The organism is Clostridium sp. UBA3061 (genome assembly GCF_002367465.1).
GTDB lineage: Bacteria > Bacillota > Clostridia > Clostridiales > Clostridiaceae > Clostridium_J > Clostridium_J sulfidigenes.
Genome location: NZ_DFCF01000012.1, coordinates 87,809 through 109,137, shown reverse-complemented (window position 1 = coordinate 109,137; position 21,329 = coordinate 87,809). Strand labels below are relative to the sequence as shown.

The following is a 21,329-nucleotide window of genomic DNA, read 5'->3' as shown; positions in this document are numbered from 1 at the left end:
AGCATGATTATACCACTATTATGTTATATTATCTTAATTATATTCCCTAGTCAATGCACCTCATTAAGATTACCTCAAAGCTTTCTATTTTTCAACAAAAATATAATTTAATTTCTAAGTAAAATAAAAAAGCTGACTACACATAGCCAACTTGTAATTTGAAGGTGGATTTAAATTAATTTAATTTTAGTTTTTCTCCGCTCTCTAAATATATAGTCCATTCACAAATATTGGTAGCATGGTCTGCCATGCGTTCCAAAAACTTGCATATAAATAAAAATTGACTAGCTTGATTTATAGTAGTTTGATCATTTCTCATTATTACAAGTAATTCATCAAATATACTCTTAAATAATCTATCTACCTGATCATCCATTTTACTTACTTCATGAGCTCTATTTATATCTGTAGTTATATATACCTCTAAAGAGTCTTTAATCATTTTTTCTACAATTTTAGCCATATTAGGTATATCTATAAGTTCCTTAATATAAGTTTCTCCTATAAGTTTTTTTGAAATCTTAGCTATGTCTACAGCATGGTCTCCCATTCTCTCTAAATCAGTTATGATCTTTGTAGTGATAAATATCCTTCTTAAATCACTGGCTAAGGGCTGCTCTGTAGCCATTAGTTTTATGCACTTATCCTCTATATCTTCTTCAAAGTCATCTATTACATCATCCTTTTGAATTACTTTTTCTGCTAAGATTTCATCCTGTTTTTTTAATGAATCAATGCTATCTTCTATTTGTTTGGCTACAGCCTCACCCATGGCCATTAAATCTTCATGAAGTTGTTGTAATTTAAGATCAAAACTATTTCTTGTCATCTTCTTCACCTACACTTTATAAATTTTAATTATTGATAACTACCTAATTTCATTCTATTATTAACCAAATCTTCCTGTGATATAATCTTCTGTTCTCTTATCCTTTGGCATATGAAACATCTCTTCTGTCTTTCCATACTCCACAATTTCTCCATTTAAGAAGAATGCTGTTTTATCTGATATACGTCCTGCTTGTTGCATATTATGAGTTACTATGACTATAGTGTATTTTTCTTTAAGCACGTCCATAAGTTCCTCTATCTTAGAAGTTGATATTGGATCCAATGCAGAAGTAGGTTCATCCATTAGTATGACCTCAGGTTCAACAGCTATGGTCCTGGCAATACAAAGTCTTTGTTGTTGACCTCCCGATAATCCTATAGCACTTTTTTTAAGCCTATCCTTTACCTCTTTCCAAAGAGCTGCTCCTTGAAGAGATTTCTCTACAATTTCATCTAACTTCTTTTTATCCTTTATTCCATGAATTCTAGGTCCATAGGCAATATTATCATAGATAGACATTGGAAATGGATTTGGTTTTTGAAATACCATTCCTATTCTTTTTCTTAATTCTATTTCATTTAGCTCTTTGTAGATATTGTTATCTTCAAAAAAAACTTGCCCTTCTATTTTTACATCATCAATTAAATCATTCATTCTATTTAAAGTTCTAAGAAAAGTAGACTTTCCACACCCCGATGGACCTATTAAAGCTGTAACACTATTCTTATCTATTTCTATATTTATATTTTTAAGAGCATGATTTGTTCCATAGTGTAAATTAAGATCTTTTACAGATATTATTGACATTATATTTCCTCCTAGTTACATTCTAATGATTAAAATTTTTCTTTATTTATTGTTTTGGTGATTCCCTTAGCTATCAAGCTTAAAGCTAAAATTATAAATATTAGTATAACTCCAATTGCAGATGCTAGCTCTATATTTCCAGCTTCCTTAGTAACTAGATAAGCATGTACAGTAAGAGTCCTACCACTAGACATAAGGTTTTGTGGCATTGCAGCTACTGTACCAGCGGTTAAAAGAATTGCTGCTGATTCGCCTATAATTCTTCCAATAGATAATATTACTCCTGATAAAATTCCTGGCATTGAACTAGGAACTACTATTTTGTATAAAACTTCAAACTTAGTTGAACCTAAAGCTACTGCACCTTCTTTATAACTTTGAGGAACTGTCTTTAAAGCTTCTTCTGTGGTTCTTATAATTACAGGTAATACAATAATAGCTAATGTTAAAGAACCTGATACAATTGAAAATTGCAATTTAAGAGTAGATACAAAGAATACTGTTCCAAATAGTCCATATATTATAGATGGTATACCTGCAAGACTTTCTGTTGCAAACCTAATTAATTTAACTCCTCTTCCTTGCTTTGCATACTCTTGTAAATATATAGCTCCACAAATCCCTATTGGAATTGATATTAATAAAGATAATATTACCGTTAACAATGTAGTAACAATCATCGGAAATATACCACCACCATTTGTGGGAGAATAATCTCCAAAAATGAAGTTAAAATCTACAAGTCCAAAACCTTTTTTAAATATATATCCTACTATAATAGCAATAATTAGAGCTGTAATAGCTGCAGATAACCATAAAATAGTTTTTAATATATTGTCTTTTATTTTTCTCATATTAATTACCTGCCTTTTCTGATATTTTAGCTATTACAAAATTTAACAATAGAATGAAAGAAAACAAAACTACTCCTGTTGCAAAAAGCATTTCTTGATGTGTTCCAAAGGCATATCCCATTTCCAATGCTATATTAGTAGTGAGAGGTCTTACACTATCTGTTATATTATTTGGTATTATGGGGCTATTCCCAGCAACTAAGATAACTGCCATGGTTTCTCCTATTGCTCTTCCCATCCCTAGTACTATAGCTGTTAAAACTCCAGACTTAGCTGCTGGTAAAATTACTTTAAATATAGTTTCAATTTTAGATGCACCTAAAGCTAAAGATGCCTCTTTATATTGCTTTGGTACTGATCTTATAGCTGTTTCTGCCACTGAAATAATAGTTGGTAGCATCATTACTGAAAGAACTATTATAATTGCAAGTAAACTTTGTCCTTTAGGAAGGGATAATTTACTTTGAATAGCTGGTACTATTATTCCAAGTGCAAAGACTCCAAATAATACAGAAGGAATTCCTGCTAATAATTCCACTCCCTGAGACATTATCTTTGCTACTGATTTAGGTGCTATTTCAACAATAAAAATAGCTGTTAATATTCCTATGGGTACCCCTATAACAAGAGAGCCTAGGGTTCCATATATAGAAGCAATTATCATAGGAAGAATTCCATACTTTTCTGAACTAGGTATCCACTCTGTTCCTAGTAAAAATTCTCCAAAGGAATATCCTTTAGATATAAACGGTGTCAAACCCTTATAAAATACAAAACCTATTATTAAAATTAAACTTATTACCGCTATTAAAGCACATACTTTAAAAACATTCTCTGATATATCATCAATTATATATTTTATCCCCTTAAGTTTGTGGGGTTTTTCCGTCTTAACTGATTTCACTGACATATATTTGACCTCCAATTTTAATTCAATAGACCTTTAAGATAATTTTTCTCTCAAAGGTCTATACCCATTGTGGCGCATAAATTATCTATTTTACTTTTATTCCACCAGCTTCTTCAACAATACCTTGACCTTTTTCACTTAAAATGTAGTCAATAAATTGTTTTCCATCCTTTGTTAATTTATCTTCTTTATATACTACTAAGAAAGGTCTTGATAATTTATACTCTTTGCTTAATACTTTTTCAGGTGTTGCTTCACTTCCCTCTATTTTTAAATCCTTAATTGAATCATCTAATTGTTCAAAAGAAATATATCCTATTGCATTTTTATTTGTTGAAACTGTAGTTTTAACACTTCCATTACCTTCTGCTATAGTTGCATTTTTCTCCAATTCTTCTGAAGTATATCCTACAATTTCTTGGAACGCATCTCTAGTTCCTGAACCATCTTCCCTTGAAACTACCACTATTGGGGCATCAACTCCTCCAACTTCCTTCCAGTTAGTTATAGCTCCTGTATATATGTCCTTAATTTGTTTCATAGTTAAGTTTTCTGCTTTATTTGATGGATGGACTACTAAGGCTATTCCATCATAAGCAATTACTGTTTCAGCAAGTTCTGATTTTTCTTCATCTTTTAACTCACGTGAAGCCATACCTATTTCACTAATACCTTCTACAGCATTTTTTATTCCTGCTGAAGATCCTATTTGTTGAACCTCTACAGTAACATTTGGATTTTCATCTTTGTAACTCTCTGCTTCCTTTTCCATTAATGGCCCTACAGAAGTTGAACCTGATATTTTAATAGTTATTGCTTTTGCTTTATTATCACTAGTATTATTACCGCTATTATTTGAATTGGAAGTATCCTTTCCGCCACAACCTACTAATAATCCCATGGTCATTGTTGCAACTATTCCTGCTATTAATAATTTTATTGACTTCTTTTTCATTTAAATTCCCCTCCAATTTGTTTTTTTATTTATCTTACAATATTGATTATATCCTTTCTTAGTTAAGCTATTATTATCCATATATTAAAAAAACTTTACTTAGGTTAATAATACTTAACATAAACAAAGCTCTTAACTTCATAAGAAAAAGACTAGAGAATTTTAAAATGTACCCTATAGGATAGACACTAAAAAAGTCTATCCCGTAGGGTACTTTTATGTATAATGAAATAAAGAGGAGTTTACATTAGGAGAAATATAATGAGCAAAAATTATTTACTGAATGTCAAATAGAGATTTTATCTAAAAATAAATATGTTAAAAAGGTTAGTATCAAAGGAATTACATACTCGGATGAGTTTAAAAGAATATTTATTAGTGAAAATGAACGCGGAAAGTTTCCAAGACAAATATTCGAAGAATATGGCTTTGATATAGAAATTATTGGAGAAAGTCGTATTCGATCATCAGGTAAAAGATGGCGTGCGGCTTTTCGAAAGAATGGAATTGCACAGCTGCAAGATACAAGGAAATTCAATAGTGGAAGGACTAGTGAATGTAATTTATCCATTGAAGAAAAATATGAAAAATTACAGGCTAAAATTAAATTATTAGAAGCAGAAAATGAACTTTTAAAAAAGTTAGAGATGTTAGAAAGGGGTGTGAAAACCCAAAAATAAAGTTGCTGACGCAAGAAAAATATCTCATCATAAAGTCAGTTATTGATAAATATAAACTTAAAAATATGGTTAGTTATTTATGTAAAATATCAAATGTTTCTCGTTCTGGATATTATAATTACTTTTCTATGAAAGCGCATACTAATCGTATAGCACGCGAAGAGCGTGATTTGGAGAGTTATAACAATGTATTATTAGCATTTAAATTTAAGAATCGTGAAAAGGGTGCTAAACAAATTAAAATGACTTTAGAAAATCAGTTTAATATGCAATATAATCTAAAGCGTATTAGAAGAATCATGGATAAATATGATATCATATGCCCACATAGAAAAGCTAACCCATATAGAAGAATGATGAAAGCCACCAAAGAACATTCAGTCCTACCAAACTTACTAAATAGAGAATTTAAGCAAGAAGTCCCTGGAAAGGTATTACTTACTGATATAACATATCTATTTTATAAAAATGGTCAAAGGACTTATTTGTCAACCGTTTTAGATGGTTCAACCAATGAATTATTAACCTATAATATATCTAAAAGTCTAAAAATAGATATTGTGACTGAAACTATTGAAAAATTGGTTTCATCAAATAACTATTTAATATCTTCAGATTCATTTATTCATTCAGATCAAGGAGCACATTACACTAGTCCCATATTTCAGAAATTGCTTAAAAAGTATAATATAGGACAATCTATGTCTAGACGAGGTAACTGCTGGGATAATGCTCCGCAGGAGTCATTCTTTGGACATCTTAAGGACGAAACAAATATTAAAAATTGTAATACATTTGCTGAACTCTTGGAAGAAATTGATGAATATATGGATTACTACAATAATTATAGAGGTCAATGGAATTTAAAAAAGATGACTCCTGTAAAATACAGAAATCATCTTCTTAGTACCGCCTAGTCTTTTTTAAAACTGTCCTTGACAAAGGGTACATTTTATTTTCTCTCTAGTCTTTTATGAATATCTTATCTTAATTATTCTATTTTTCTATATGATATGGAATTGTAATAATAAATTTTGTACCAACGCCTAAAGTACTTTCTACATCTATACTACCATTAAAACCAATAATTATATGTTTAACTATAGCAAGACCTAATCCTGTTCCACCCTTTGCCCTAGATCTAGCTTTATCTACCCTATAAAATCTTTCGAAAAGTCTTGGTATATATTCTTTTGCAATTCCCATACCACTATCTTCTACAATAACTTTAAAGTAGGTATCATAAATTATCTTTGTTATTACTACTGTATCAAAGGCTTCACTATATTTTATTGCATTATCTACTAGATTTATAAGCATTTGTTTAAATTTATCCTTATCTCCTAGAATATTAGGTATCTCATCTCCAACTATACTTACATGCACCTGCTTTTGTTCACCAGTATTCTTCATTAAATAAAAAACATCCTCTATAGCTTTATTTACATTAAATACTTCTTTCTTAAATTCTTGTTTATGCTCAATTTGTGATAACAATAATATATCTGATATAAGTGTTGTAAGTCTTTCTGCTTCTTCATTTATTATAGTTAAAAATTTTTTCTTAGTCTCATCATCATCAACCTCTTTTAAAGTCTCAGCAAAACCTCTTATAGATGTAAGCGGAGTTTTAAGTTCATGGGATACATTAGCCACAAATTCAGTTCTCATATTTTCTAGCTTTTTCAAGTCAGAAATATCTTGTATTACTGCTACTGCTCCAATATGCTGATGATTATGAACTATAATATCTGCGGTTCTAACCCTAAGAAATTTTATAGTAGGAGCACTTAACTTAAACTCTTTAATATCTCTATCTCTCATAGAAAATATAAATTTTAAATTCACTTCTTTACATATATTTTCAACTGGATTGCCTACTACATCTTCTTTAATATTAAAAATTTTCTTTGCATAGTTGTTTATCATTATTATATTGTGACTATTATCTATAGCAATTACGCCACTTTCCATACTTTGAAGAATTGCTGAAAGTCTATTTTGCTTTTCACTTATCTCATGTAAGCTACTTTCAAGTCTATCAGCCATATGATTAAAGTTCAAAGCTAACTTACCAAGCTCATCATTGGTGGTAATTTTAATTCTTCTACTTAAATTTCCATTAGTGATCATAGAAGTAATAACATCTAAATCTCTAATTGGTTTAACAATTATATAGGATAACTTATTGGCAATCCAAAGAGATATAAAAATCATTATAATTATAGCACTACCATACCATACTATATATGTATCATTTAATTTATGTGTTGCTTTTACAGGGGTTGAAACTCTAACCACTATACCATCTTCTATAGCTACAGCATAGTAAATAACATACGTTTCTTCCCTATCACTATATCTAGTAACAGTACCTTCCCCTTTAGATTTAGCCATGATAACTTCATCTTTATTATTATAATTTATTAATTTTTCCACATCTCCTAAAGAATCAAATTGGGCAGTGCCATTGCTATTTATAATAGTAATTCTAATATTCAAATTTTTCATTTTATCTACTACATTAGAAAAACTCGCCTGGTCAATGTTGTGTAACTGTTCACTTACTAAATAAGCATAAACATTTAATTGTTCTTTAGCACTCTCTTCACTTTCATAGGTAACTATTGTATAAAATACTGTAGTTAGAAATCCTAATACAAAAACTAATGCTGCAAAAACACTTAGCATTAGTCTTTTTTTCATAGTTCTTCGTGAATTATCTTTCATAACTGTCCCCAGAATTAAATTTATATCCTATACCTCTAATAGTTTGAATATAAATTGGATTTTTGTCATTATCTTCTATTTTCTGTCTTAAATGTCTCACATGGACATCTACAGTTCTAGTTTCTCCTACATATTCGTAGCCCCATATCTTATCTAAAAGAAAATCTCTTGTCATAACTTTTCCTTTGTTTTTTATCAGTATTTCTAAAAGTTCAAACTCTTTTAATGTAAGCTCTATTTTTTCTTTTCCTTTATATACTTCATGTTTTTGATAATCTATATTTATATCTCCAAACTTAAAGCTATTGTCTTCTTGTTTAAAACTCGTTCTTCTTAATATAGCTTTAGCTCTAGCTACTAGTTCCCTCACCGAAAAAGGTTTTGTTATATAATCATCTGCTCCTAACTCTAAGCCCAAAATCTTGTCTAACTCCTCACCTTTTGCTGTAATCATAATTATTGGTGTAGACTCTATAGATGATTTTTTTCTAATAGACTTACATACTTCTAACCCATCCATCCCCGGTAACATGAGGTCTAAAAATATTAGATCTGGTTTTTCATCTTCAGCTATTTTTAATGCATCAATTCCATTATCAGCAGTTATAACCTTAAACCCATTCTTAGTTAAATTAAATTTAATTAGTTCCTGAATATGTGCCTCATCATCAACTACTAATATTGTTTTTTCCATAAATATCACTCCTTAAACTCATGGATAAATACAAAGGAAAATAACCTACCATGAGATTCTTCTTCTTTTCTATATGAATATAACTTTTTATCCTTGCTACAGTATGTACATAAATTTAAACATACTATATCATTATTTTTGATACCTTCATTCATTAACTGTATCTCTACACACTTTTGTAAATCTAAATTTCTACCATAATTAATCTGTTGATTTTTAAATAAATCACAATCCTTGAAATTATCTATAAGCTCCTGGCTTACTTCATAGCAACAGCTTTTATTATGAGGTCCTATAAAAGCTTTAATATAGCTATGATTACACCCATAATTTTCTTTCATAACTTTAATTCCTTTAGAAACTATATTATTCAAAGTTCCTTTCCAACCACTATGAAGAGCTGCTATTACTTTATTTTTAGTATCTACTAAAATTATTGGTACACAATCCGCTGTAAATACTCCAATAGCAACCTGTTTTTCTTTTGTTACAATACCATCTCCATCATAGTTTACTATATCCATATTTTCTTCATAAGAAAATACTTTAGTTCCATGAACTTGATTTAAATATACAACCTCATTTACTTTAAACCACTTTTTTAAATTATTTAAACTAGACTTTCCTTCATTAAATGCTTTATTAAAGTTTAAATTATTTTTTGCTGTAGAAAATCCAATGGTTATATCATCTAAATCATAGGTTAGAAATTCATTATTTTCTATGTTATAAGATCTCATATTACTTATCACCACTTAAACCCTTTATCTCTTCTATAAAGCTATTAATATCATCAAACTTTCTATATACAGATGCAAATCTTATATAAGCAACTTCATCCATATACCTTAATTTCTCCAATATTAATTCTCCTATTTCCTCAGATCTTATTTCACTAGTCATGGTATTATTAAGTCTTTTTTCAATAGAATTTACTAAGTTTTCTATCTCTAATCTCGATACAGGTCTTTTCTCACAGGCTCTGATAACACCACTTATGATTTTATCCCTATTAAATAACTCTCTAGTTAAATTTCTTTTTATAACAAATATTTGTATATCCTCTATTTTTTCATAGGTAGTATATCTTTTATTGCAATTAAGACATTCTCTTCTACGTCTAATTGCACCATCATCTTCTGTTGCTCTAGAATCTACAACCTTACTTTCTTCTCCATTGCAATAAGGACACTTCACTATAATCACATCCTCTAAGTTTTTTCTGTTTATACTACGATTATACACAAAGTATTCACTATTTGTATATAATTAATTATTTTCTCCTAATTATTTTCAACAATACCCTCTCCATCTACTAAAATAACATCTACTCCAATTTTTTTAATTCTCTCCCAAGGCAATTCTATATCTTCATTTTTTGAAAACCATCCTGATTTTTGTGTTGGAAGTATTATTGCTTCTAATTTATATTCTTCACAATTAACTTTAAAATCTTTTATATAGCCAAGTTTAGTACCTGTGTTAATATCTATTATCTCCATAGTTTTTAAACTATTTATTGCAAACATTGAAGTTTCCATAAAAAAACTCCCTCCTTAAATTTTATATCATTTAATCTATATTCTCTTTAAAATAATATAGAACATAAAAAAAGAGCCTAGGCTCTATTTTTTATACTAAAGTAAGTTTATTTATTTCTTCTATTATAAAACATCGTCTATCTACATTTACTAAAACAACTATATAATCTCCACCTATTAATTTTACATTACCTGTTGGTATTATTTCTTTTTCTCCTCTTTTTATAGAGACAAGAAGACAGCCCTTCGGCCAATCAACCTCACTTATAAATTTCCCTTCACCTATACTTCCCATTTCAATGCAAAATTCTAATATGGTCTTTTTACTGTCACTTTCCTCTTTAGTTAATCCAACCCTTTTTAGCAATCTTTCTAATAGCACCTCATAAATTGGTTCATTTTTTAACAACTCTGAAGTAATGTATGAAATTATAACTACTACTGATAAAGACAACAAATGATTAAAAGAACCTGTCATTTCCATTATAAGAACAATTCCCGTTATAGGAGCTTTGACTACAGATGCAAAATATCCTGCCATACCTAAAGCTATAAAGTTAATAATATATGAGCTATTTATTCCAAAAACATCTATTGAAAAACTTCCAACTATAGCTCCTATAATTGCTCCTAATAATAACATTGGTAAGAATATCCCACCTGGTACCCCAGATCCAAAACAAATTAAAAGTAATAAAAATTTAATTATGTATATTATTATTAAAAATAAGATTGATTTTTCTTCTAAAGATAAATGTAATATCAGCTCATGACCTCCACCTAATAACATAGGTACTGTCAATCCAATAATTGCTGTTAGTACAAAGGGGATCATTATTTTTACTTCTTCAGGTATATTTTTAAATTTAGAATATAAATCTTGAAATAAATATATTCCCTTTGAAAATATAACTCCCATTATTCCTGTTAAAATACCTAATATAATTAAAATCCAATAATAATTTAATGGTAATGCATCCATTGCACCCACAGTTAAAGCTGGCTCAATGCCTAAAAATCTTTTTGTCACAAAATCTGCAGTTATAGCCGCCGGCATAACCGTCAATAATACTAATGGAGAAAAATTTCTATGAATTTCTTCTAATGCAAAGATTATTCCAGATAAAGGTGAATTAAATGCAGCAGACAAACCTGCCGACGCTCCAGCTGTTATTAAAAATTCCTTTTTAACTGGCATATTTTTATAACTTTTTTCTCCAACTCCTTCACCTATTGAAGCTCCAATTTGAACTGAAGGACCTTCTCTACCAACAGAAAGCCCAGCTGACAAAGCTAAAAATCCTCCAATAAACTTGTATATTAATATTCTAGACCAATTCATTTTTAATTTATTTATAACTCGTCCTTTTACTTGAGGAATACCGCTACCTGAAATCATGCCTTCATGTTTAACCATGATTCCTACTATTATTCCAATAGTTGCTAAAATTCCAATAACTAAAATCGCTTTTAATAAATCCTTATTTCCCCATGAATAAAAATTATTAAAAAGTAGCGAGAATTTATTTATTAGTATCCTATTAAGTACTATTACTACTCCTGTTACTAAACCTACAATAATTCCTTGAAAAACTAATCTATACTTCATATTTTTTCTCTGGATCATTATTTCCTTTATCCTTTCGCCTTCCACTATTCCATCACCTCAATTTCAAATATATACTTAACTTCATCCAATATTTCAGAATTACTAAAATCTGCTCAAATAACTTATCCTATAATAATCTATTTCGTTAATAAATTACAAACATACTATTTTTATCCATCAGCATGATAAATTCAAAAAAATTTAATACATAAGTTAAATAATATCTCCCCTAAAAATATTTTAACAGAACAGCTATCTTTTAATCAAATTTTACTCAATTTGAAATTTTCATAATTTTAAGCTTACCTATTCAATATATTGTATAAGATATAAATGTTTATTTTCATACAAAGGCTCATATCAAATTATCCACATATTCTAAATCTATAATAATCTATAAAGCAAAAAGGAGCCTAGGCTCCTTTTTGTAGAGTTATAATTTTTTAATTTTAACCTCATTGCAATGAATTTTAATACAATATGATTTCATTACATAAACTATTGCAACTAGTTTTAATTCTAAAATAAGCTACCTACCTGTAAATAAGCATATTACACATGTTTCCTCATATGTTTAAGTGCTGTCTTTTCCAATCTCGAAACCTGAGCTTGAGATATTCCAATTTCATCAGCAACCTCCATTTGGGTTCTTCCTTGAAAAAATCTTAAGTTTAAGATTAGTTTTTCCCTATCTGTAAGCTTTTTCATACCTTCTTTTATTGATATATTTTCAAGCCATCCATCATCTAAATTCTTACTATCACTAATTTGATCCATAACAAATATGGCATCTCCACCATCATGGTAAATAGGTTCAAATAATGAAATGGGGTCTTGAATTGCATCTAGTGCAAATACTATCTCCTCTTTAGGCATTTCTAGTTCTTTTGCAATTTGAGAGATAGTTGGCTCTTTATTATCTTTGTTAACAAGCTTATCTCTCACTTGTAATGCCTTATAAGCAATATCTCTTAAAGATCTACTTACTCTAATAGAGTTATTATCCCGAAGGTATCTTCTAATTTCTCCAATTATCATCGGTACTGCATAAGTGGAAAATCTAACATTCTGACTTAAATCAAAATTGTCAATAGCCTTCATTAGACCTATGCAACCTACTTGAAATAAGTCATCTACATTTTCCCCTCTGTTATTAAATCTTTGAATTACACTTAATACTAACCTTAGATTTCCTTTTATAAAATCCTCTCTACAGCCCTTATCACCTTGCTTTATCTTGATTAGTAGTTCCCTCATTTCCTTCTCTTTTAATACAGGTAGTTTCGAAGTATTCACTCCACAAATTTCTACTTTATTAATCATCATAAGGTCTCATTCCCTTCAGAATAATTACATTAAAATTATTTCCTGATGTAGCTTTTTTATACTAAAGACAACCTTATAACATTTTATTAATTTCTTTTTTAAGTCTCTTAATTATTCTTTTTTCCAATCTAGAAATGTAGGATTGAGATATACCAAGCATATCCGCAACTTCCTTCTGGGTTTTTTCTGTAATTCCATTTAGTCCAAATCTCAACTCTATTATTTCTTTTTCCCTACTATTTAATTTATCCATAGCAATTCCAAGAAGTTGTTTATCTACTTCTTCTTCTATATAGTTATATACTACATTACTATCAGTTCCTAATATATCTGATAATAACAGTTCATTTCCATCCCAATCAATATTTAATGGCTCATAAAAAGATATTTCTGTTTTTATCTTATTATTTCTTCTTAGATACATAAGTATTTCATTTTCTATACATCTAGAAGAATAGGTTGCTAATTTAATCTTCTTTTCTGGTGCAAAAGTGTTTACAGCTTTTATAAGTCCTATAGTACCTACTGATATTAAATCCTCTACATTTACTCCTGTATTTTCAAATTTTCTTGCTATATAAACTACCAATCTTAAGTTACGTTCAATTAATATGGATCTTATGCTTTCATCTCCCATTTCTAGGTTTTCTACCAATACTTCCTCTTCTTCTTTAGTCAATGGTGGTGGTAATGCATCATTTCCCCCTATGTAGTAAATTGATTTTGCAAAGCCTTTAAACTTACTTAAAAATCTACTTAGTATGCTTTGCAACCCATTTCTCACTTCTAAAAATTTTTTTGATATTTTATTCATAAAAATTCCTCCTATTCTATAATCCCCCTTGGTAAAAGTCCATTATAATCACTATGTTTACTAAGCTTATTATCACAAAATGCCAATATCAAACTTTCCTCTTTTATATTTCCGTTAATGTTTATCTTCACACTATCTGGTCTAATTCCAATAAGTTTTCCATTACATCCACTTACCACAGAATAAGGAATGTTATATATGCTATGGTTCTTTAAATTTAAATCTTTGAAAAACTTCCTTTCTACAATTATTACAGGCAAATTTGTTGCCGGCTCTCTAAGTTCATTACCTGTATCTAAAAAGGCTTTTATTATAGTCTTCACATTATCGATACATATTTCAGTAGTATATACATAATTAATTAATGAGCGTCTATCTTTTACATATACAGTCAACTTATAAATTAACATATAAATAATCATTAAAGACAATATAAGATTTTTATAGGAAAAATTATATATCATAGCACTTGATGATAAAGATGGATTATCCTTTATGGCTATATAAAAAGACATTCCTGCAAGAAGCACAGAATACAATATAAATATTCCCGTAGCTTTTAATACTTCACCCATGCTTTTATCTTTAATAGATATCATCATCATCAGTAGAGCTACTACTATTTTAAAGGGCGTAGATGTAAAAAACTGTAGCTTAGGAATAAGTATAGCAAAAACATATGAAGCACCAATAGCTGAACTTAGCATTAACCTACTCATTAAAACCTTCTTTTTTATAGTTTGCATAGTTATTGTTAATAAAAATAAATTCACTAAAAAATTTTCTAACAAAAGCATATCTAAGTACACTACCATTTTATTTACCCCCTTAAAGATTATTATATAGGTTACTTACGGTAAAATTTGTAAAATTGTATGGTAAAATTTCATATTATTACTAGAAAATTATGTCATTTTACGATTTTTTTTTTAAATTAAGTATCTGTTAAAAAATAAACTGTGTAATTTAAACAAAAGTCCCTGAAATAATAAAGGGCTGAAATAGAATACCTTTCATTCTAAATCAGCCTTTACATGGAATTTTTAAAATTTAAATAAGAAGAGACTATTGCAAAATGATNNATCATTTTGCAATAGTCTCTTAATAAAATATATAATAATCTTATATTATCTCATGCTTTTTCTTAGCCATGTAGGAACTGTAAAATCTTCACTTTCCTCTTTAGAAGTTGTAGTAGCTTCACTTGATTGAGTTGCTGCTACCTCTGATTTAGGACTCTGACTTTTAATAGAGTCAAAGCTTACTCCACTTTCCATTTTAGCTTTTTCACAATCAAATCCAGTAGCAATAACTGTTATTCTTATCTCATCATTTAAGCTCTCATCAATTACAGCACCAAATATAATATTTGCATCTGGATCAGCTTCTTCCTGTACTATTTGTGCAGCTTCATTAATTTCTAACAAAGACAAATCAGATCCCCCAGTAACATTTAAAAGTACTCCAGTTGCCCCTATAATTGAAGTTTCTAAAAGTGGGCTTGCTATTGCTTCTCTTGCAGCATCTTGCGCTCTATTATCGCCAGTTCCAACACCTACTCCCATATGAGCAAGTCCTTTATTAACCATAATAGTGCTTATATCTGCAAAGTCCAAGTTAATTAATCCTGGTATAGTTATTAAGTCAGAAATACCTTGTACACCTTGTTTTAAAACATCATCTGCTTTTCTAAAAGATTCTACAAGAGTAGTTTTTTTATCCACAAGAGATAATAATCTTTCATTTGGAATTGTTACTAATGTATCAACTGATTCCTTTAAAGCCTTAATTCCAGCTTCTGCATGAATCATTCTTTTTCTTCCTTCAAAAGGGAACGGTTTAGTTACAACACCTACAGTTAAAATCCCCATAGATTTAGCTATTTCTGCTACTACTGGTGCAGCTCCTGTACCAGTTCCTCCACCCATTCCACAAGTAACAAATACCATATCTGCACCTTTTAACGCTTCAATTATTTCTTCCTTACTTTCTTCTGCTGCTTTTCTTCCTATTTCGGGATTTGCACCTGCACCTAAGCCTCTAGTAAGCTTGTCTCCTAATTGGATTTTAAACTCAGCCTTAGATAAAACTAATGCTTGTTTATCTGTATTAATACCTATGAATTCAACATTTTTAAGTCCTTCTTCAATCATTCTATTTACAGCGTTGTTTCCACCGCCACCACAACCTACAACTTTAATTTTACATAAATCATCATTTTGAACATCGAAATCAATCACTTTATTACCTCCTCATTAGAAAAACTCTTTAGAATTCCTTTTAGTCTTGCTATAAACTTATTTTCTTTACTTCTATTATTGCTACTACTCAACTTTTCATTACAACTTTCACAGGAACTTTTTTCTTTATTAAATATTTCTTCTTTACTTAAAACATCTCTTATGATTCCTGTAGCTGTTGAATATATTGGGTTTGCTGCTCCAACATAATTTGGAACACCTATTCTAACTGGCTTTCCTAATATTTCTGAAGCTATAGTCGTAATATCTCTAAATAAAGATATTCCACCTCCAACAATTACGAAACTGCCAATTTGATCACTTAATTGCTCTTTTTCAATGCGCTTATTTATTATTTCAAGTAGTTCTTTAACTCTTTCACCTATTATATCTACTAACATTTCATAATTAATTTCCACTATACTATTTCCACTAGTATTAATCTTTATTTTATGACTTTCAGTTGAATTATCGTTCAATAAAGTATTACATTTAAATTTTAATCTCTCACTATCTTGTAATGATAACTTTAGGCAAATAGAAATATCATTTGTAATATTATTACCACCTAGGGGTACTGAAAAGTAATCTAAGAATCTATTATTCTTAAAAACTGTAACTTCCATATTAGAACTTCCAATATCGATAATTGCTACACCTTTGGCAAGTTCAAGATCTTCAATTATATCCTTGCTTATACCTATAGCATTAACTACCCATCCCTTTATCTCGATTCCAGTTTCTTTTAAACATTTTTTATATCCATCAACATATTTTTTACCTAGTATAAATGCGTTGCCTTCTGATTCTAGTACCTTCCCTTTCATTCCTAATGGATTAGTAATATTCTTCATAGAATCAACTATGTATTCTTCAATATCAACTTGGACAATTTCTTGCTCCTTGCCAACACAAAACTTTGCAACTTCTCCCACATTTAATATATCTTCTTTGCTAATCTCTTTCATTTCTGGGAAAGACAAAACACCTTTAGTCTTTACGATTTCACATAAAGAAATTGGTACAGATAAGTATGCTTCTTCTAATGGTGAATTTACAATTTCCTTTAAACGCTCTACTACATTGCGTAAAATATAAGAAATATCCTCTTCATCCAACATTACATTATCCTTAACTCCCTCATAATCTGAAGTAGTAATTCCCATAACTTGTATTTTGTTTTCTTGGTCTAATCTCCCAACTACTCCACATACCTTTGAAGAACTTATATCTATTCCAACAATGTAATTATTCATATAACATATTCCTCCCACATTCTACTCCCTAAGAAGTTTACAGTGTACAAAGGTATATTCAACATGAAAAATGAAATTCCTTCAAAATAGCAGAATATTTTTAGAATATATTTATATAATGCCTAGTCTCTATAATACCTTACTACCATATACAGGTAAATAACGAAATTATCTCAATATATTATAAATACGCCATTTAATCATTTATATTCTATCTATAGTATAAAACTTAATTAAAAAAAACACAATAGTTAAATTCCCTATACCATTGATATTATAGGTTTTCTAAGAAGCAAAGAACTCTGTTTACAGTTCTTCTTTATCAATATATCTTATAATTTTACTTATAGCCATTTCCATAGTCTGCATACCATATTTTGACGAAGTTTCCATAGTTGATGGTATTTGATGTATTTTCCCTTCTCTAATTAAATTTTGAACTGCTGGGGTATTAACCATTACCTCAAGAGCTGCAACTCTTCCACTACCATCCACCTTCTTAAATAATCTTTGACATACTATACCTTTTAACACCGTAGAAAGCTGATTTCTTATCCTTAATTGCTGTTCTGACGGAAAATAATTTATGATCCTATCAATTGTTTTGTAGGCACTTATGGTGTGTAATGTAGAAATTACTAGATGTCCTGTTTCTGCTGCCAGAAGTACTGCTGACATAGTTTCTAAATCTCTTATTTCTCCAACTAAAATTACATCTGGATCTTCTCTAAGTATGGCTCTTAGCCCACTATCATAGCTTTCCGTATCCCTTCCTATTTCCCGTTGATTAATTAGAGACTTCTTATGATTATGTAAATACTCTATAGGATCCTCCAAAGTCACAATATGAGTTTTTTTATTTGAATTTATCTCATTTATCATAGCTGCCATAGTAGTACTCTTACCACTTCCAGTTGGCCCAGTTATAAGAATTAAACCATCCTTTTTATTTGTAAATTCCTTTATAATTGTAGGCATATTTAAATCTTCTAGAGTTGGAACTTTTACTGGTATTACTCTAATTGCAATAGTATCAAAACTTCTTTCTTTATATACATTAACCCTATACCTGCCTACATCCGGTAGAGTATATAGTATATCTCTCTCCCCTATTTCATTATATATAAAGTAATCTTCTCCAAGGATTTCCTTACTATATTTCTTAACTATTTCTTCAGATAAAACTTCTTCTATTATATTTAATAATTCTCCATTTCTTCGTAGAATAGGAGGTGCTCCTACAGACAGATGCAAATCTGAACCTTGATTTTCAACCACATATTTTAAAAGTTCCTTTAGTTCCATTTTTTATCTCCTTACATATAATAAAATACATTTCCACCTACATTGCTATATTTATAATTATCTACTTTACATTAAGTTTACTATAATTTTAATTAGTATATCAATTTATATAATCGTATTAAATATATTTATATTTATATAATTCTTTAACATTAGTTAAAGTTTTCTAAAAAATATGATATGTATTGATTCATAAAGATATATGAATCAATACATATCAATACCTTTTATAATATAAATATAATTATATAGTAAATAATTAATTAATATATATTATTAGCCTTCTCCAAAATTTAACTCTTTAAGTAGTTTCTTTAATGCTCTTTTTTCTATTCTAGATACATAGGATCTTGAAATACCTAATATTGAAGCTATCTCTCTTTGTGTTTTTGGTTTCCCATCTATTAACCCGTACCTCATTTCTATTATTCTTCTCTCTCTTTCTTGAAGACATGTTTGCAGTATACAATATAATTTTTTCACTTGTATCTTATTTTCCACTACCTCCAAAATGGAATCTTTATCACTACTTAATATGTCCATAAGGGATATTTCATTTCCTTCTTTGTCTAGACCTATGGGATCTTGCAAGTATACTTCACTTCTAATTTTCTTATTGTTTCTAATAAGCATAAGAATCTCATTTTCTATACATCTTGCAGCATAAGTCGCTAACCTAGTTCCCTTATCCATATCAAATGAATCTATTGCCTTAATTAATCCTACTGTTCCAATTGATATTAAATCATCCACTTCTTTCCCAGGAAATGAATATTTTTTTACTATGTGTGCTACCAATCTTAGATTTCTCTCAACTAAGACACCCTTTGCTTCAGGATCTCCATCTTTTAATCTCTGTAAATATTCTTTTTCTTCTACTTCTGTAAGTGGCTGTGGAAAAGAGTTATTTCCTGAAACATATCCTGTAAGTAAGGCATATTCGCTAATTACATTCAATAACCAACTCAAGCAAAACATTTATGCTCCCCCTAATAGTGCTTATTATTATAATATGTTTACTTTAGGGGAAAAGTGACTATATGGTAATATTTATTTCAAAGAAAAATTTTAAATTTTAGGAATATTATATTATACAATGTAAAATCTAACTTTAGTTTAGTTTCATAATATTACTATGAGTTAAACTTTCTACTATATCCTTAAATACAGAACATGCAATTTGACTACTACCACTTTTTTCTTCTACCTGTGGTAAATATATAACCATTGAATAATACTTGTTATCATATTTGAAAAACCCTGCGAACCAGCCATCAGAACACTTTTTATCTCCATTCAAATATTCAGTAGTACCAGTTTTGCCGCCGATTTCTATATTATCTATTTTAGAATTGCTTCCTGTACCAAGCTCATCATTTACTACACCTATCATACCTTCTTTAATTATATTAGCAGTACTTTCACTGAAGACCTCTATAGATTCACTTTCATACTTCTTTAAAATTTTTCCTTCTTCACTTATTATTTTATTTATAATTTTAGGTTTAATATATTTACCACCATTAACTACTGTATTAGGAATGGATAATGCTGCTAGCGGTGTAGTTCTCACCGTTTGTCCTATAGATGTATTAGTAATGATATCTAAGTTATTTTCTACCTTATATCCTTCTATCGTTCCACTTTTCTCATCTTGAAGATTTAGCGTCTTATTAAATAACCCTAATCTATTAGATAATTCATATATTCTATCCATTCCAACCTTCCATCCAATTTGAGCAAAAGTATCATTAGATGATGCTATGTATGCTTGCTCCATATTATATGAACCTAGCTTTTCAATACTTTTGGGGAAAATTTTCTTTAAATAGAACTTTTCATCTCTTCCTATTAATTGATTTTCTAAAGCTGCTTCATATAGTATAGTTTTAAAGGTAGAACCAAGTAAAAAACCATTTCCACTAGGTATTCCAATATTTACATTAGATAAACTATCATTTTTCTGCGCCATTGATAATATATCCCCAGTGGTGCTTTCCATTAGTACTGCTCCAATTTGACCGTACTCTTCATAATTTTTACTTTTTAAAATCTCTTCTACTTTTTTTTGAATATTATAATCTAGGGTTGTAGCTACATTATTATTACCTTTTATATCACTAAATACTTTTTTAATAATATTACCACTAACATCCTTTTCAAGCTTTAATTGCTCTTTTTTATTATCCTTAATATATTCATATATTTCTCTTTCTAGTGTTCCCTCATCTTTCAGCTTTGAATTATCAGAATATTTTACTCCACTAGCTAGTATATTCTTTATATTCCAATCATTATACTTTTTATATTCAGTATATTCGTATACATACATCCCTCTTACATCTTCTATATTTTTTAACTTTTCATAACACTCTTTATTAATTTCATATTGTTTATTTCCATTTTCAATTTCATATTGTAATAAGGAAATATCATAATCTCTATTAAAACTTCGCAGTATATAGGATACATTTTTCATTGAAATAAAAGCTGCTTCCTCATTTAATGTATAAAAAGTTAATGGATCTATCACTATATAATATTTTAATGTACTTTCAAAAATATTATTGTCATTTCGATCAAGCAACTTAAAGTTAATATTATTTATATCCTCTTCATAGTAATATTGTTCATTAGCAGATACTGAAAGTGTAGGCCCCTCCATTAATTGAACATAGATAAACCTAATAATTAATCCTATAAACATTAATATCATAATGGATAATAGGTAATAATTTCTCTTAGTTACCTGTCCTTTATTACTTTTTTGAAACAA

The 21,329-nt window shown here is 29.0% G+C and carries 20 protein-coding genes; 1 reads left to right on the top strand and 19 read right to left on the bottom strand.

Annotated features, from left to right (window positions below; all coding sequences use genetic code 11):
* Positions 1 to 175: 175 nt before the first annotated feature.
* The 5 genes from phoU to B2P65_RS10980 all read right to left on the bottom strand — a co-directional run bounded on the left by phoU (position 176) and on the right by B2P65_RS10980 (position 4,358).
* Positions 176 to 829 (bottom strand): phosphate signaling complex protein PhoU, encoded by a 654-nt coding sequence (phoU, locus tag B2P65_RS11000; protein ID WP_346880163.1) that lies wholly within the window; start codon positions 827 to 829, stop codon positions 176 to 178.
* 60 nt (positions 830 to 889) lie between these two features.
* A complete protein-coding gene (gene pstB, locus B2P65_RS10995) occupies positions 890 to 1,639 on the bottom strand; it encodes a phosphate ABC transporter ATP-binding protein PstB (RefSeq protein WP_346848326.1) in 750 nt (249 codons plus the stop codon).
* 29 nt (positions 1,640 to 1,668) lie between these two features.
* Positions 1,669 to 2,493 (bottom strand): phosphate ABC transporter permease PstA, encoded by an 825-nt coding sequence (gene pstA, locus B2P65_RS10990; RefSeq protein WP_346848325.1) that lies wholly within the window; start codon positions 2,491 to 2,493, stop codon positions 1,669 to 1,671.
* A 1-nt stretch (position 2,494) separates the two neighbouring features.
* A complete protein-coding gene (gene pstC / locus B2P65_RS10985; protein WP_346848324.1) occupies positions 2,495 to 3,403 on the bottom strand; it encodes a phosphate ABC transporter permease subunit PstC in 909 nt (302 codons plus the stop codon).
* An 85-nt stretch (positions 3,404 to 3,488) separates the two neighbouring features.
* Positions 3,489 to 4,358: a phosphate ABC transporter substrate-binding protein gene (locus B2P65_RS10980; RefSeq protein WP_346848323.1), complete on the bottom strand. Its 870-nt coding sequence runs from the start codon at positions 4,356 to 4,358 to the stop codon at positions 3,489 to 3,491.
* 290 nt (positions 4,359 to 4,648) lie between these two features.
* Here B2P65_RS10980 and B2P65_RS10975 point away from each other — a divergent pair.
* Positions 4,649 to 5,955 (top strand): IS3 family transposase gene (locus B2P65_RS10975; RefSeq protein ID WP_346848504.1). Its coding sequence is split into 2 segments (ribosomal slippage): positions 4,649 to 4,991 and positions 4,991 to 5,955, totalling 1,308 coding nucleotides; the frame shifts between segments, so codons are not numbered across the junction.
* A gap of 79 nt (positions 5,956 to 6,034) precedes the next feature.
* Here the strand turns inward: B2P65_RS10975 and B2P65_RS10970 are convergent.
* The 14 genes from B2P65_RS10970 to B2P65_RS10905 form a co-directional block, all read right to left on the bottom strand.
* Positions 6,035 to 7,768: a HAMP domain-containing sensor histidine kinase gene (locus B2P65_RS10970; protein ID WP_346848322.1), complete on the bottom strand. Its 1,734-nt coding sequence runs from the start codon at positions 7,766 to 7,768 to the stop codon at positions 6,035 to 6,037.
* Positions 7,758 to 8,468 (bottom strand): response regulator, encoded by a 711-nt coding sequence (locus B2P65_RS10965; RefSeq protein WP_278245238.1) that lies wholly within the window; start codon positions 8,466 to 8,468, stop codon positions 7,758 to 7,760. The genes B2P65_RS10970 and B2P65_RS10965 overlap by 11 nt, the downstream gene beginning before the upstream one ends.
* Positions 8,468 to 9,202 carry a peptidoglycan editing factor PgeF gene (pgeF, locus tag B2P65_RS10960; protein WP_346848321.1) on the bottom strand — a complete coding sequence of 245 codons (735 nt, stop codon included), beginning with the start codon at positions 9,200 to 9,202 and terminating at the stop codon, positions 8,468 to 8,470. The genes B2P65_RS10965 and pgeF overlap by 1 nt, the downstream gene beginning before the upstream one ends.
* 1 nt (position 9,203) lies before the next feature.
* A complete protein-coding gene (gene nrdR, locus B2P65_RS10955; RefSeq protein ID WP_035132824.1) occupies positions 9,204 to 9,659 on the bottom strand; it encodes a transcriptional regulator NrdR in 456 nt (151 codons plus the stop codon).
* Between the two features lie 86 nt (positions 9,660 to 9,745).
* A complete protein-coding gene (locus tag B2P65_RS10950) occupies positions 9,746 to 10,003 on the bottom strand; it encodes a YlmC/YmxH family sporulation protein (RefSeq protein ID WP_346848320.1) in 258 nt (85 codons plus the stop codon).
* A 91-nt stretch (positions 10,004 to 10,094) separates the two neighbouring features.
* Positions 10,095 to 11,657, bottom strand: coding sequence for a ClC family H(+)/Cl(-) exchange transporter (locus B2P65_RS10945; RefSeq protein ID WP_414632445.1), 1,563 nt, complete (start codon positions 11,655 to 11,657; stop codon positions 10,095 to 10,097).
* 507 nt (positions 11,658 to 12,164) lie between these two features.
* Positions 12,165 to 12,938 carry an RNA polymerase sporulation sigma factor SigG gene (gene sigG / locus B2P65_RS10940; RefSeq protein WP_035132671.1) on the bottom strand — a complete coding sequence of 258 codons (774 nt, stop codon included), beginning with the start codon at positions 12,936 to 12,938 and terminating at the stop codon, positions 12,165 to 12,167.
* A gap of 73 nt (positions 12,939 to 13,011) precedes the next feature.
* Entirely contained in the window at positions 13,012 to 13,752 is a 741-nt protein-coding gene (gene sigE / locus B2P65_RS10935) for an RNA polymerase sporulation sigma factor SigE (protein ID WP_346848319.1), read from the bottom strand.
* A gap of 11 nt (positions 13,753 to 13,763) precedes the next feature.
* The gene (gene spoIIGA, locus B2P65_RS10930; protein ID WP_346878609.1) at positions 13,764 to 14,567 is read right to left on the bottom strand and encodes a sigma-E processing peptidase SpoIIGA; all 804 of its coding nucleotides are present in this window, start codon (positions 14,565 to 14,567) and stop codon (positions 13,764 to 13,766) included.
* A gap of 312 nt (positions 14,568 to 14,879) precedes the next feature.
* Positions 14,880 to 15,992: a cell division protein FtsZ gene (ftsZ, locus tag B2P65_RS10925; RefSeq protein WP_346848317.1), complete on the bottom strand. Its 1,113-nt coding sequence runs from the start codon at positions 15,990 to 15,992 to the stop codon at positions 14,880 to 14,882.
* Entirely contained in the window at positions 15,989 to 17,248 is a 1,260-nt protein-coding gene (ftsA, locus tag B2P65_RS10920; RefSeq protein WP_346848316.1) for a cell division protein FtsA, read from the bottom strand. The genes ftsZ and ftsA overlap by 4 nt, the downstream gene beginning before the upstream one ends.
* Before the next feature lie 306 nt (positions 17,249 to 17,554).
* Positions 17,555 to 18,553 carry a type IV pilus twitching motility protein PilT gene (locus tag B2P65_RS10915; RefSeq protein WP_346848315.1) on the bottom strand — a complete coding sequence of 333 codons (999 nt, stop codon included), beginning with the start codon at positions 18,551 to 18,553 and terminating at the stop codon, positions 17,555 to 17,557.
* A gap of 276 nt (positions 18,554 to 18,829) precedes the next feature.
* The gene (sigK, locus tag B2P65_RS10910) at positions 18,830 to 19,531 is read right to left on the bottom strand and encodes an RNA polymerase sporulation sigma factor SigK (protein WP_035133266.1); all 702 of its coding nucleotides are present in this window, start codon (positions 19,529 to 19,531) and stop codon (positions 18,830 to 18,832) included.
* A 133-nt stretch (positions 19,532 to 19,664) separates the two neighbouring features.
* Positions 19,665 to 21,329, bottom strand: coding sequence for a penicillin-binding transpeptidase domain-containing protein (locus B2P65_RS10905; protein WP_346880162.1), 1,665 nt, complete (start codon positions 21,327 to 21,329; stop codon positions 19,665 to 19,667).